The organism is Acidiphilium rubrum (genome assembly GCF_900156265.1).
GTDB classification, from domain to species: Bacteria; Pseudomonadota; Alphaproteobacteria; order Acetobacterales; family Acetobacteraceae; genus Acidiphilium; species Acidiphilium rubrum.
The window spans coordinates 40,401-52,831 of the sequence record NZ_FTNE01000013.1; the positions used below are offsets into that span (position 1 = coordinate 40,401).

The 12,431-nt window shown below is 62.0% G+C and carries 16 protein-coding genes; 10 read left to right on the forward strand and 6 right to left on the reverse strand.

Annotated features, from left to right (window positions below; all coding sequences use genetic code 11):
- Window positions 1-44 precede the first annotated feature (44 nt).
- Complete coding sequence (locus tag BW994_RS10965; protein ID WP_029311785.1) at window positions 45-974, forward strand: tetratricopeptide repeat protein; 930 nt, start codon at window positions 45-47, stop codon at window positions 972-974.
- Between the two features lie 26 nt (window positions 975-1,000).
- Entirely contained in the window at window positions 1,001-1,645 is a 645-nt protein-coding gene (locus BW994_RS10970; protein ID WP_342667833.1) for an LON peptidase substrate-binding domain-containing protein, read from the forward strand.
- Here the strand turns inward: BW994_RS10970 and BW994_RS10975 are convergent.
- The 6 genes from BW994_RS10975 to BW994_RS11000 all read right to left on the reverse strand — a co-directional run bounded on the left by BW994_RS10975 (window position 1,636) and on the right by BW994_RS11000 (window position 4,986).
- Entirely contained in the window at window positions 1,636-2,706 is a 1,071-nt protein-coding gene (locus BW994_RS10975; RefSeq protein ID WP_051657326.1) for an EscU/YscU/HrcU family type III secretion system export apparatus switch protein, read from the reverse strand. The two genes, BW994_RS10970 and BW994_RS10975, sit on opposite strands and share 10 nt — an antisense overlap.
- 35 nt (window positions 2,707-2,741) lie before the next feature.
- Window positions 2,742-3,533 (reverse strand): flagellar biosynthetic protein FliR, encoded by a 792-nt coding sequence (locus tag BW994_RS10980; protein WP_029311782.1) that lies wholly within the window; start codon window positions 3,531-3,533, stop codon window positions 2,742-2,744.
- Window positions 3,523-3,789: a flagellar biosynthetic protein FliQ gene (locus BW994_RS10985; RefSeq protein WP_029311781.1), complete on the reverse strand. Its 267-nt coding sequence runs from the start codon at window positions 3,787-3,789 to the stop codon at window positions 3,523-3,525. The genes BW994_RS10980 and BW994_RS10985 overlap by 11 nt, the downstream gene beginning before the upstream one ends.
- 69 nt (window positions 3,790-3,858) lie before the next feature.
- Window positions 3,859-4,170: a flagellar hook-basal body complex protein FliE gene (locus BW994_RS10990; RefSeq protein ID WP_029311780.1), complete on the reverse strand. Its 312-nt coding sequence runs from the start codon at window positions 4,168-4,170 to the stop codon at window positions 3,859-3,861.
- Complete coding sequence (flgC, locus tag BW994_RS10995; RefSeq protein WP_029311779.1) at window positions 4,170-4,574, reverse strand: flagellar basal body rod protein FlgC; 405 nt, start codon at window positions 4,572-4,574, stop codon at window positions 4,170-4,172. The genes BW994_RS10990 and flgC overlap by 1 nt, the downstream gene beginning before the upstream one ends.
- Before the next feature lie 31 nt (window positions 4,575-4,605).
- Window positions 4,606-4,986 (reverse strand): flagellar basal body rod protein FlgB, encoded by a 381-nt coding sequence (locus BW994_RS11000; RefSeq protein WP_029311778.1) that lies wholly within the window; start codon window positions 4,984-4,986, stop codon window positions 4,606-4,608.
- Window positions 4,987-5,204: 218 nt separating this feature from the next.
- Between BW994_RS11000 and BW994_RS11005 the strand changes: the two genes are divergently transcribed.
- The 8 genes from BW994_RS11005 to BW994_RS11040 all read left to right on the forward strand — a co-directional run bounded on the left by BW994_RS11005 (window position 5,205) and on the right by BW994_RS11040 (window position 12,430).
- On the forward strand, window positions 5,205-5,486 hold the full coding sequence (locus BW994_RS11005; protein ID WP_029311777.1) for a hypothetical protein: 282 nt from the start codon (window positions 5,205-5,207) through the stop codon (window positions 5,484-5,486).
- Window positions 5,486-6,235, forward strand: a complete 750-nt coding sequence (gene fliP / locus BW994_RS11010; RefSeq protein ID WP_029311776.1) for a flagellar type III secretion system pore protein FliP — start codon at window positions 5,486-5,488, stop codon at window positions 6,233-6,235. The genes BW994_RS11005 and fliP overlap by 1 nt, the downstream gene beginning before the upstream one ends.
- 181 nt (window positions 6,236-6,416) lie before the next feature.
- Window positions 6,417-7,259: an alpha/beta hydrolase gene (locus BW994_RS11015; protein WP_029311775.1), complete on the forward strand. Its 843-nt coding sequence runs from the start codon at window positions 6,417-6,419 to the stop codon at window positions 7,257-7,259.
- A 12-nt stretch (window positions 7,260-7,271) separates the two neighbouring features.
- Window positions 7,272-7,976 carry an SDR family NAD(P)-dependent oxidoreductase gene (locus BW994_RS11020; RefSeq protein WP_029311774.1) on the forward strand — a complete coding sequence of 235 codons (705 nt, stop codon included), beginning with the start codon at window positions 7,272-7,274 and terminating at the stop codon, window positions 7,974-7,976.
- Window positions 7,970-9,385, forward strand: a complete 1,416-nt coding sequence (locus BW994_RS11025) for an aldehyde dehydrogenase family protein (RefSeq protein WP_029311773.1) — start codon at window positions 7,970-7,972, stop codon at window positions 9,383-9,385. Before BW994_RS11020 ends, BW994_RS11025 begins: the two co-directional genes overlap by 7 nt.
- Window positions 9,386-9,567: 182 nt before the next feature.
- Window positions 9,568-10,911: a hypothetical protein gene (locus tag BW994_RS20220; protein WP_245594107.1), complete on the forward strand. Its 1,344-nt coding sequence runs from the start codon at window positions 9,568-9,570 to the stop codon at window positions 10,909-10,911.
- 20 nt (window positions 10,912-10,931) lie between these two features.
- A complete protein-coding gene (locus tag BW994_RS11035; protein WP_029311771.1) occupies window positions 10,932-11,309 on the forward strand; it encodes a c-type cytochrome in 378 nt (125 codons plus the stop codon).
- A gap of 287 nt (window positions 11,310-11,596) precedes the next feature.
- A complete protein-coding gene (locus BW994_RS11040; protein WP_051657328.1) occupies window positions 11,597-12,430 on the forward strand; it encodes a slipin family protein in 834 nt (277 codons plus the stop codon).
- Window position 12,431: the final 1 nt, after the last annotated feature.

Below are 12,431 nucleotides of genomic sequence, written 5' to 3' on the forward strand. Positions count from 1 at the left end.
GGTCTGGCTATCATCTATCGATCACTATGGATGGATCGACGATCATGGACCAAGTACCTGAACTGAAACCGGACCCGCGCGGGGCTGCGATGATTATCGACGGCACGCAGGCGAGTTTCATGAGCGACGTGATCGAGGCGTCGCGCGAGCGGCCGATCCTGGTCGATTTCTGGGCGACCTGGTGCGGGCCGTGCAAGACGCTGACGCCGACGCTCGAGAAAATCGTGCGCTCGATGGGTGGGCGGATCGGGCTGGTGAAGATCGATATCGACCAGAACCGGGCGCTGGTGCAGCAGCTGGCGAGTTTGGGGCTGCCGCTGCAGTCGGTACCGACGGTGGCGGCGTTCTGGCAGGGGCAGATTGCGGATTTGTTCCAGGGTGCGCTGCCGGAGAGCGAGGCGCGGCGGTTCATTGATGCGGTGCTGAAACTGGCCGGTTCGGCGGCGCCGGCGGCGGATGCGATTGCCGAGGCGCGCAAGGCGGCCGAGGCGGGCGAACATGAACGGGCTGCCGAGTTGTTTGCTGCGGCGTTGAACGATGATCCCGAGCGGCCGGAGCCCTGGGTGGGGCTGGTGCGTAGCTTGATCGCGCTGGGCGACGACGATCAGGCGGAGGCGATTCTGGCGGATGTGCCGGCGAAGCTTGCCGAGCACGCGGATATCGCTGCGGCGCGGACGGCGCTGGCGGTGGCGCGCGAGGGCCGCGCGGCGGCGGGGGCGCGGACCGAGCTGGAGGCGAAGCTGGCGGCGGACCCGAATGATCATGAAGCGCGGTATGCGTATGCCACGGCGCTCAATGCATCCGACGACCGGGAAGGTGCCGCGACGGCGTTGCTCGAGATCATGCGGCGCCAGCGTGGGTGGAACGAGGATGCGGCACGGTTGCAATTGTTGAAGTTTTTCGATGCCTGGGGGATCGATGCGCCGGAGACGATGGCGGCGCGGCGAAAACTTTCGACGTTGTTGTTCAGTTGAGCCGGACGCTGGGCATGAGTGCGGGCGTGAGCAGGATCGAGGGTATTCCAGAAATATTCCCGATCTTTCCGCTGACCGGCGCATTGTTGTTGCCCGGCGGGCGGTTGCCGCTGAACATATTCGAGCCGCGCTACCTTGCGATGGTGGATGACGCGCTGGGGGCGGGGCGTATTCTGGGGATGATTCAGCCCGATTATGACGCGCCGCCGGGCGAGACTGGGCCTGGCCTGTATCGGCACGGGTGCCTCGGGCGGATTTCCGCGTTCAGCGAGACCGATGACGGGCGCTATCTTATCACGCTGAACGGGCTGGTGCGCTACAGCGTGGTGGAGGAGGCGGAGATGCGCCGCGGCTATCGGCGCGTGCAGGGCGATGTGACGAAATTTCGCCACGACCTCGGCACGGCGCCGGCACCGGCCGCTGCCGCGCAGGCGGTGACGCGCGATCAGTTGATGGGGGCTTTGCATCGGTATTTCGTGGCGACCGGGGTGGATGCGAACTGGGATGCGATCGAGGAGATATCCGAGCCGGCGCTGATCGTGACGCTGTGCATGGCCTGTCCGTTCAGCCCGATCGAGAAGCAGGCGCTGCTCGAAGCAAAGACCGAGGCCGACCGCGCGGCGGCTTTGCTGGCGCTGCTGGAAATCAACGGTCACGACAGTCACACCTGAAACCGGGCCGCGTTGCGCTCGGCCAGCTTCCAGACATAGGCGATGACTTCGGCGACCGCGCGGTAATGTTCGGGCGTGATTTCGCTATCCTCGTCCAGTGTATAAAGCGCGCGGGCCAGCGGCGGGTTGGCGACGATCGGTAGGTTGAGCTCGGCCGCCATTTCGCGGATGGTCTTTGCCAGATGATCCGCCCCTTTCGCGACCACGCGCGGCGCTTGCGTCTGTCCGGCCTGATATTCGAGCGCCACGGCGTAATGGGTGGGGTTGGTGACGACGACGGTTGCGCGCGCCATGGCGGCGCGCAGGTTCCGCTTCGCCTGCTGCGCTCGCAGCGCCTTTAGCTTTGCCTTGACCGCGGGATCGCCGTCGGATTCGCGTTGCTCATCCTTGACTTCTTGCTGAGACATCTGATTGCGGGTGGTGAATTGGCGCTTCGACCATGCAAGATCGACCGCACCGATGACGCCCTGGACCATGACGCCGGCAATCGCAACCGCCAGGAGTGCGGCGCCGATCGCTGCCGGCAGATTGGTCACCGGCAGGATCATCTGCGTGCGTAAGGCGCCGATTTTATTGCCGATGACGACATACATGATGATGCCGACGAGGATGATTTTCACGATCGATTGCGCCGAGGCGATTGTGTGGCGCAGAGAGAACAGGTTGGAAAATCCGGTCAGCGGGTTGATTCGGCCCAGGGTGAACCCGATGGCATTGGTGCGGAGTTTAAAGCCGGTCTGAAACAAGGTCGCCGCGATCGCGCCTGCGACCGTCAGTGCACCGGTGAGCAGGACGATTTCGAATCCACCCTGCACCACGGGTTTGATCAAAAGCAGCATGCCGGCGGTGGTATCGGTCGGGCCGGCTCTTGATAGCAGCGTGGCGAAGGCGCGTTCGAGGTGTGCGAGCAGGGTTGGCAGCAGGACGGCGAGCGCGACCACGCCGCCGCCCAGCGTTGCGAATGCGGTGACTTCGCGCGAGACGACGATGTCGCCCTGCGAGATCGCCTTGCTCATGCGCGCCGGTGTGGCGGCTTCGGTGCGACCGTCGGATTCAGCCACGATGATGCACTTGCGTTATGGTAAACTTGCGTTTTTCAAAGGGCGACATAGTGCAACAGCATACGGCCGGCATCGGCCTGCCACGTCGCCAGAATCGGGCCGAGGAGTGCCGCCAACATGCCGAGCCCGACCAGGATTTGCAGCGGTGCCGCAACGAAAAATATCTGCATTTGCGGCGACGCCTTGGCCATCAAGGCCAGACCCGCCTGCCAGATCATCCCGATTGCCAGGAACGGTGCTGCAATCTGGGTTGCCAGAAGGAATTCGAAGGCGACCGATTTGATGACGAGTTTGATCAGCAGAACCATCAAGCCGACACCATGCGACTGCCCGATGAAATCGGTGGGAATGCGGTGGAACGAGTGGACGAGCGCGATGATCGGCACGATCATCAGGGTCGAGCTGAAAAACAGGACCGGCAGGAGCATGCTGAAGATGCTCGAAACGAGCGTGCTCTCGGCACCCATATCGGTACTCGGCAGCAGCACGCTCGATAGGCCGATCTGATACGAGATTGCCTGTCCGGCGATCGGCAAAGCGTACAAGATCGTGTTGACCAACCAGCCGATCGTGATCCCGACCACGAGCTGCTCGACGATCATGGCGACGAGCAGTGCCGGCGTTTGCGGCATCGGCGGTAAAGCCGCGGCGACCAAGGGGGCGATGATGGTCGTCAGCGCCAGAGAGATGCCGATTTTTGCCATCGCCGGCACGGTGCTTGCGCCCAACCCCGGCAGGACCATGACCATGCTGCTGACCCTGACGAACACGATCAGGAAGTCGAAGACCGTGTTGGTCAGGAGCGCCTGGCCTGCGTCAGCCGACATGGACCATTGCCGAGAATATATTGTGGGAAAACTCGGTCAGGATGGTCACCGAATATCCCCCCAGCATCATCACGGCTCCGGCGACGGCGACGACCTTGGGCAGAAAAATCAGGCTGGGTTCGTTGATCTGCGTGATCGACTGCAGAACCGAGATGATGAGACCGGTTGCGAGAGAGGCGAGCAGCGGGGGTGCTGCCAGCCGGGCCGTGATGTAGAGCGCCTCGTGCAGCACGATGGCAATCGACGGGTCGGACATTGGTCCCTCATTCCTGGTTGATCGTCGCGTGCGGCAAAGGGGTTGGAGCGGGTCGGTGGTTTGAGGCGGTCAAATCGGCATACTCATGATCGATTGGTAGGCGGTGATCAGACGATCGCGGATGGCGACCGTGGTCTGCAGGGCCAGCTGGGCCTGCGCGACCGAGGTGACGACCTGTGTGAGGTTGCCGTTCCCCATCAGCCCGTTCTGGGCAAGCGTTTCGGCGCTCGCACCTTGCTTGACTGTATTGGTCAGCACGCCCGAGATGTAACTCGCGAAATCGGTGCCGGGGGCGCCATTGGAACTCGTTGCCGCATCGGTCGTTTGGTAGGCGGCGAGACCGTGGACGGCCTTGGCGATTGAATTGACGGTGCCGGACATCAGATCAGCCCCAGTGTGCGCGTCAACATGCCGCGGGTGGCATTCATGACGGATAGATTGGCGTCGTAGGAGCGTTCGGCCTGCTGCATGTCCATCAATTCCACGAAACTGTTGACGTTTGGCAATTTCACATAACCCTGCGCATTCGCGGCCGGGTTGGAGGGATCGTATTTGGTCGGGAACGAGGAACTGTCGGTGCCGATATTGGCGACGGTGACGAGATCGGCGTTGAGCTTCTGATTGTAGGCGTCCTGGAATGTGATGGTCTGGCGCCGGTACGGGTTGCTTCCCGGTGTCTGGCCGGTGCTATTGGCATTTGCGAGATTTTCCGCGATGACGCGCAGACGGGCGCTTTGCGCGGATATGCCCGACGCGGAAATTGCGAGTGATGTGCCGAATTCCATTGAAGACTCCTTCTGGGACTATTTTGTCCGATTAAATGTTCGGGCCGAGTGCTGTGGTGAACATGCCAATATACGATTTGTATATATTGACGCTGTACTGTTGGTCGATTTGCGTCTTTGCGACGGCGGCAAGTTCCTGGGTCAGTGAGACTGCATTGCCATCGGGCGCGCGCTCACTCATGGCAGCCGGTGTGGTGCCCGATGCGGGATCGGACTGCCCGGGCAGATCGTCGGCGTGGGTCACGGTTGGGGTAATCTGTGCGGTGCGGTCGAGATAGTTTTGAAACGGTGTCATCGATTGCGGCGTAAAGCCGGGCGTGTCGATGTTGGCGATGTTGCGCGCCAGCACGTTCTGGGAGTCCGCCAGGTAGGATATGCGTTGCGCGGCGATTGCCATCAGATTGGTTGCCATGGTGTCCTCATGATCTCTGGACGCTATCTAGCGGACAAAAGTAAACAAATGACTAACTTGCAACGGGGACAGTTTTTTTAATTCTGTTGTCCTGACAAAATCTGGAAATAGAAAATTAATAAATTGCCGGTAGTGTGACAATCACCTGATCGCGCTGTGCGGAACTTCGAACACTCGACACAAGTTGCTGCGGACAGGCTGAGGAGACCGATGCGGCCATGATGCAACCCGACCTGTTGAATGCGACAATCACGCTGATCGCGATCGTGGGGATCATGATCGGGCTGTGGTACGTCGCCAAGCGATCTGGCGTGTCGCGGCACCTGGTCGGGCGCGTATCGCTGCGGCCGGGCGCGAGCGGTCGGACCGTCGTGCACATCGATCGGCTTCGGAAATTGTCGATCGTTCAGCTGGATGGATACCGGTTTGCCGTGCTGACCGGCGGGCGCTCCGATCAACTGGTGCGGCTGGCCGATGCGCCCGCGCCGGAGCAGATGTGATGCGGCGCGTGATGCGAACGGGCTGCGCCATTGTTTTGTTATCGTTCGGCGCGGTAGCGGTGGCCCATGCGCAGTCGGTATCGGTCGATCTGGGGCAAGGCGGCGCACCGGAGACGGCGAAGCTGATCCAGCTGGTGCTGTTCATCGGGCTGATGGCGCTCGCGCCGAGCCTGCTGGTGATGCTGACGGCGTTCACCCGCATCATCATCGTGCTGTCGATCCTGCGCACGGCGCTGGGTTTGCAGACGACGCCGCCGAACACCGTGCTGATCGGGCTCGCGCTGTTTTTGACCTATTTCGTGATGCAGCCGGTGTTTGCCGAGGCGTGGCAGGCCGGATTGCTGCCGATGACGCAGGGTAGCGTCGATACCTTGACCGGCATCAGGCAGGCGGCGGTGCCGTTTCATGCGTTCCTGGCGCAGAATGCGCGCGCACCCGACATCCGCATGTTTTCCGCCATCGCTCATGTCCAGATCCCGGCGCACAAGACCGATGTTTCATGGCGGATTTTGATCCCAAGCTTCGTGGTCGGCGAACTGCGGCGCGGCTTCGAGATGGGCTTCATGATCTTTCTGCCGTTCATGGTGATCGATCTGGTCGTGTCGTCCATTTTGATGAGCCTGGGGATGATGATGCTGCCGCCTACCGCCGTGTCCCTGCCGTTCAAGCTGATCTTTTTCGTGGTGATCAACGGCTGGCAACTGATCTGCGGCAGTCTGGTGCGCAGTTTTCCGGTGCCGCATCTATAATGCGTCGGATTGAAACCATGCATGTGATATTATTCCACACTCACATCGAACCGAGTTCTTGCGTCTGTTTCGGAAAAGTCGTGCCTTGCATCGCCCGCGATCGGCTTGTCATTGCCGGTGGGGCGAGGCAGACTCGACACGCTGCCGGTGACGTGGCGATCGGCCAACGAGGATAACGAACATGCAGAACCCCGATACGATCTGGTCGACCCTTGGCGCCGCGGCGCGGTCGGCCGCTTATGACAATACCAATGCCGTGGCGAACAGTGCGGCGCTGAACCAGGAGCGGATCGAGGCTTCGGCCGCGTATCGGGCGGCGCATGGCGGCGCGCTCGATCTGGCGTATCAGCCGGGCGAGCGGACGGCGTGGGATTTGTATCCGGCGGCCGATCCGGCGGCGCCGTGCCTCGTGTTCATTCATGGCGGCTATTGGTGGAAGAACCGGCGGCAGGATTTTGCGTGCCTTGCCGCGGGCATTGCGGCGCATGGCTGGTCGGTCGCTGTTCCGGGGTATGATCTGGCACCGGCGGTTTCGGTGAGTGCGATTGTGGCGCAGATCCGCGCTTCACTCGACTGGTTGCAGGCGCAGGGCGCGGCGCATGGCATTGCGGGACGGGTGATCGTGTCGGGCTGGTCGGCCGGGGGGCATCTGGCGGCGATGGCGCTCGATCATCCGCTGATCGCGGCAGGGATGGGGATTTCCGGGGTTTATGAGCTGGGGCCGCTGCGTGATACCAATCTCAACCAGTATCTGCGCCTGAGCGATGATGATTTGACGCAAGCCTCGCCGCTGCGGCTGCCCGTGGTGGACAAGGAGTTTGCGATTGCCTACGGCGCGGCGGAATTGCCGGCGCTGATCCATAGCAGCCGGGATTTTCATGCCCACCGTGCTGCCAGCCAGGCGCCGGGCGTGCTGCTGCCGGTGGCCCATGCGGATCATTTCACGATCATTGCGCAGTTGCGCGAACCGGACAGCCGGTTGATCCGCTGTATTCTCGATCTTGAACGGTTTGCCGCACGGTAGGAGGATCATTCGATGGCTGCTTCGACACCGACCGGGACGGCGCTGATCATTGGAGCATCGCGCGGCCTTGGCCTTGCGCTGGCCGAGACCTATCTGGCGCGCGGCTGGCACGTGATCGGCACGGTGCGCCGTGCCGCGGGTACCGGGCTGCATGCGCTCGCCGCCACTGCCGGGGGGCGACTCGAGATCGAGCCGGCTGATATCAACGAGCCGGCGCAGATGGAAGCGCTGCGCGCGACGCTGGCGGGACGGGTGATCGACCTGCTGTTCGTGAACGCCGGGATTTCGAACGGCGCGGCTGAAACCATCGCGACGGTGAGCACCGAGAGCTTCACCCGCACGCTGGTGACCAATGCGCTCAGCCCGATGCGCGCGGTCGAGGCGTTCGAAAGCCTGGTGCCGCAGAGTGGGACCATCGCGGTGATGTCGTCGGGGTTGGGCAGCGTCGCGGATAACACCGGCGGCGGCTGGGAAGTGTATCGGGCGAGCAAGGCGGCGCTGAACACGCTGATGCGCAGCTTCGCCGCCCGTCATGCAGGGGATGCGCGGAGCATGGCGATCATCGCGCCCGGCTGGGTGCGGACGGACATGGGCGGGCCGGGCGCGTCGCTCGCGATCGAGGAGAGTATTCCCCGCGTGGTCGATGTGCTGACCGCGCATGTCGGCAAGCCGGGGCTGCGCTATCTCGATTATCGGGGACAGACCGTGGCGTGGTGATCGCCGGCGCACCGGGGTTGGAGTTGATCGGCCCGGTGTTCGAGCGGCAGCGCCTGCGGGCGCTGGCGCTGCGGACCTCCTCGGCGGCGGTGCGGATTGCGACGCTGCGACGGCTCGAAGCGGAGATTTTTCGCCAGCGTGCGGCCTTGTATGAGGCATTGCACGAAGATCTGCGCAAGCCGGAGGCTGAGGTCGATCTGTCGGAACTGATGCCGGTGATCCAGGAAATCCGGCATGCCTGCCGTAATGTGGCCGGCTGGATGGCACCGCGCCGGGTGCGCCCGACGCGGGTGATGTGGGGAACAAGGGCAAGCGTGCGCGCACAACCGCGCGGGGTCGCGCTGATCATCGCGCCGTGGAACTATCCGTTCAACCTCGCGCTCGGCCCGCTGGTTTCAGCGATCGCGGCAGGCTGCACCGCCATCATCAAGCCCTCGGAATTCGCGCCGCGCACGGCTGCGCTGATCGGCGCCATCGTCGCGGCGTGTTTTGAGACTGATGAGGTCGCGCTGTTCGAGGGTGACGCCGCAATGGCGACTGCGCTGCTCGACCTGCCGTTCGATCATGTTTTTTTCACGGGCAGTCCGGCCGTCGGCAGGATCGTGATGGCGGCCGCTGCGCGGCACCTCGCCTCGGTCACGCTGGAACTGGGCGGCAAGAGCCCGGTGATCGTGGACCGGACCGCCGATCTGGACAAAGCGGCGCGCAGCATCGTTTGGGGCAAGTTCGCCAATAACGGGCAGACCTGCATCGCACCCGATCATGCCTATGTGCATCGGGACAGCGTGACGCCGTTCATCGCGGCGGTGCTGCGGCATCTGGCCGCGATGTATGGCGAGGGCGGTCGCAGCCCGGATTACTGCCGGATCGTCACGCCACAGCATTTCGAGCGGATCAGGCGGCTGATCGAGGACGCGCGCGCCCGGGGCGCAACCGTGCATGTCGGTGGCGTGTACGACGCGGCGGACAAGTTCATTGCGCCGACCTTGCTGTCCGGCGTGCCTGCGGATGCCTTGATCATGCACGAGGAGATTTTTGGCCCGGTGCTGCCGATCGTGCCGTTTGACGATATCGGCGAGCCGATCCGCGCGATCAACGCGCAGCCGAAACCGCTGGCGCTGTATGTGTTTTCCCGCGATGCGGCCGCCGCCGAGCGAATCATTGCGCAAACCGCAGCCGGCGGGTCCTGCGTGAACGCGGTGATGGCGCAGTATCTGCACGCCAACCTGCCGTTCGGCGGCATCAACAATTCGGGGATCGGCAGTGCCCATGGCCACTATGGTTTCCGCGCCTTTTCGCATGAGCGCGCCGTGTTGAACGACCGGTTCAGTGCGGCACCGATGCTGTTTCCGCCCTACTCGCGGGGCGTGCGGCGGATGATCAAGCTCATTTTGCGGTTCCTGACTTGAGAGCGAGACGTCAGGGGGAGGGAGGACTGTTTTTTTGGAAATGAGAAGCAAAAACACTCTCAATCGCTGAATGCATGCCTGGGGTGCTGGCATCGCCCTCGCTCCTTTTGTGGCGGTTGATCTGGATCAATGACGGTTAGGCCGCCGCGGCGCATTGTGCGGTGCAAAGAGGGGCTATTCCAATGATCATCAGATCGATACAAAATCGAACCACAGCCGCCGTATTTGGGCTGGGGCTGCTCGCTTTAGCCCCCACCACTGCGCAGGCGATCCCCGCGTTCGCCGCACAGACGGGTGAGGAATGTTCCGCCTGTCACATCGGGTTTCCACAACTCACCGCCTATGGCCGCGAATTCAAGCTCGAAGGGTATGTTGCGGGCGGCACGTTTCCGACCTGGAAAAACTTCGCGCTGATGTCGCAGATCGGGTTCACCACCCAGCACGACAAGATACCGGGCGGCCTGGCACCGGGCTTCAAATCGAACGATGCCTGGGCGGCACAGCAGACCAGCCTGTTTTTCGGCGGTGCGCTCGACGCGAGTGCTGGGCTCGGTGCGTTCATTCAGGTCACCTACGATGGAATCGCCAAGCAATGGCATTGGGATAACGTCGATATCCGGATCGCGCGGCCTGGCCGGGTGTTCGGGAAGTCGATGTTCTGGGGCATCACCTTCAACAACGCGCCGACCGTGACCGATCTGTGGAATTCACCGCCGAGCTGGGGCTATCCGTTCATCCCGTCCGGGCTCGCGAACGGCCCTGCCGCGCAACAACAGATCCAGGCGCTGGCGCAGGGGGTTTACGGCTTCGGCGCCTATAACGCGCTCAATCTGAATTCGGAGAACATGCTCTACACCGAGTTCGACCTGTACAAGGCGCTGCCGAACCGGATGAGCTATGCGCTCGGGGTCGGGCCGGCGACGCAGGTGGAATCAGTTATCCCCTACGCGCGGGTGGCGTTGCAGCACCAATGGGGCAGTTCATCGCTCGAAATTGGCACCTACGCGCTGATGGACCGGCCGTATGTGGCGGGCACGATCAACGGCCCGACCGATCAGTTTCTGGATGTGGCGGCGGATTCGCAGTTTCAGTACATCACCGGCAAGCAGGCGTTTTCGGTGCAGGCGAATTTCACGCATGAGTCGCAAAGCTGGCAGGCAAGCTTTCCGCTCGGCCTCGCGAGTAATCGCGCCGATACGCTCAATACCGCGACACTGACGGCGTCGGAATTGCTGTTTCAGAAATACGGCGTCACGGAATCCTTCAACACGATCTATGGCAGCTCGGATACCGCGCTCTATGGCAATGCGAACGGCAAGCCGAATACCGATAGCTGGACCACCGAACTCGATTACTATCCGTTCAACAATGGCGGGCCGAAATGGTTGCCGTGGCTGAATGCGAAAATCTTCGTCGAGAACACGCTCTATCCGACCTTCAACGGGCTGGCGCGCAATTATGACGGGGCGGGCACCAACGCCCAGGCGAACGATACGTTCTTCACCGGCATCTGGCTGGCGTTCTGATCATGAAAGGAAAATCCAGGATGAAACCGATCGTGCTGGGCATGGCGCTCGCTGGTGGATTGTTGTGGACGGGGTGTGCGCAGGCGGGCAATGCCGCGCATGGCAAGGCGATTTTCGCCGATCAATGCGCCTCCTGCCATAGCGCCACGCCGGGGCAGAACGGCATCGGGCCCAGTCTGGCCGGCATTTATGGCAAGCCGGCGGCATCGACCGCCGGGTTCAATTTTTCGCCCGCGCTGAAGGCGGCGCATATTGTGTGGAACGACGCTGCGTTGGACAAATTTCTGGCCAATCCGCAAGGCGATGTGACGGGCAGCAAGATGCCGTATATGGGCATGCCGGATGCAGCGGATCGCGCCGATGTCATTGCGTATCTGGCGAGTTTGAAGGCTCGTTGAAGTAAAGAAGAGAGGGAAGGGAAGGCTTCTTTTTTGGAAAAAAGAAGCAAAAAACTTTTTTACTCTGGGGCATGGGCGTTTGAACCTGTACGGGCTCGAATTAACGAAGTTTTTTTTGCTTCTTTTTTGTGAACAAAAAAGAAGACTTCCCTTTTTCCTCGCCGATCCGGCCTCTACGTAGTCTCCGAGTCTGCCGGGATTGTCTGACATCGTCTAGGGTCTCTAACTGCGTCGCCTGCATGGCCCGGCGCAACCCTGACGGTCCGGTCACGCGCGAGGAGAGTCTCATGACATTCGCCTTGCAAGACTTTGTCACCACCATTCTATTCGTGATCGTGATTTTTATCGTGCTGAGCGTGCTGGTGCGCGCGACGGTGAAAATTCTGCGCGAGTACGAGCGTGGCGTGATCTTCACGCTGGGGCGGTTTCAGAAGGTCAAGGGTCCCGGCCTGATCGTGCTGATCCCGTTCGTGCAGGAGATGGTCCGCGTCGATCTGCGGATCCAGGTGATCGAAATCCCGGCCCAGGACGTGATTTCGCGCGACAACGTTTCGATGAAGGTCGATGCGGTGCTGTATTTCAATGTGGTTGATCCTGAGCACGCGATCATCAAGGTGCAGCAATATCTGCCGGCGACGGTCATGCTGGCGCAGACCACGCTGCGCGCCGTGCTGGGGCAGCATCCGCTCGACGAAATGCTGTCCGAGCGCAAGAAGCTCAGCCTCGATCTGCAGGTGATCCTGGAGGGCCAGACCGAGGTGTGGGGGATCAAGATCAGCAATGTGGAAATTCGCACCGTCGAGCTGACCGACAATATGATCCGCGCGATTGCCAAGCAGGCGGAGGCGGAACGCGACCGGCGCGCCAAGATCATTCACGCCGAGGCCGAGTTCCAGGCGGCGCAGACGCTGGTGGATGCGGCGACGATTATTGCGAGCGTGCCGGCGGCGATGCAGTTGCGCTACCTGCAGACACTGACCGAGATCGGCGCCGAACAGAACTCGACGGTGATTTTCCCGATGCCGCTCGATGTTATCAAGCCATTGCTCGCCTTGCTCGAAACCAAAACTGCCCCGCCGCCCGCCATCACTCTGCCGGTCGGCATCCATGCCATTCCATGAC

Excerpts from the sequence above, each read along its gene's own strand:
- BW994_RS10965 (WP_029311785.1), top strand. The coding sequence starts at position 45 with ATGGACCAAGTACCTGAACTGAAACCGGACCCGCGCGGGGCTGCGATG.
- BW994_RS10980 (WP_029311782.1), bottom strand. The coding sequence starts at position 3,533 with ATGTCGGCTGACGCAGGCCAGGCGCTCCTGACCAACACGGTCTTCGAC.
- BW994_RS10985 (WP_029311781.1), bottom strand. The coding sequence starts at position 3,789 with ATGTCCGACCCGTCGATTGCCATCGTGCTGCACGAGGCGCTCTACATC.
- BW994_RS10990 (WP_029311780.1), bottom strand. The coding sequence starts at position 4,170 with ATGTCCGGCACCGTCAATTCAATCGCCAAGGCCGTCCACGGTCTCGCC.
- flgC (WP_029311779.1), bottom strand. The coding sequence starts at position 4,574 with ATGGAATTCGGCACATCACTCGCAATTTCCGCGTCGGGCATATCCGCG.
- BW994_RS11000 (WP_029311778.1), bottom strand. The coding sequence starts at position 4,986 with ATGGCAACCAATCTGATGGCAATCGCCGCGCAACGCATATCCTACCTG.
- BW994_RS11005 (WP_029311777.1), top strand. The coding sequence starts at position 5,205 with ATGATGCAACCCGACCTGTTGAATGCGACAATCACGCTGATCGCGATC.
- fliP (WP_029311776.1), top strand. The coding sequence starts at position 5,486 with ATGCGGCGCGTGATGCGAACGGGCTGCGCCATTGTTTTGTTATCGTTC.
- BW994_RS11015 (WP_029311775.1), top strand. The coding sequence starts at position 6,417 with ATGCAGAACCCCGATACGATCTGGTCGACCCTTGGCGCCGCGGCGCGG.
- BW994_RS11020 (WP_029311774.1), top strand. The coding sequence starts at position 7,272 with ATGGCTGCTTCGACACCGACCGGGACGGCGCTGATCATTGGAGCATCG.
- BW994_RS20220 (WP_245594107.1), top strand. The coding sequence starts at position 9,568 with ATGATCATCAGATCGATACAAAATCGAACCACAGCCGCCGTATTTGGG.
- BW994_RS11035 (WP_029311771.1), top strand. The coding sequence starts at position 10,932 with ATGAAACCGATCGTGCTGGGCATGGCGCTCGCTGGTGGATTGTTGTGG.
- BW994_RS11040 (WP_051657328.1), top strand. The coding sequence starts at position 11,597 with ATGACATTCGCCTTGCAAGACTTTGTCACCACCATTCTATTCGTGATC.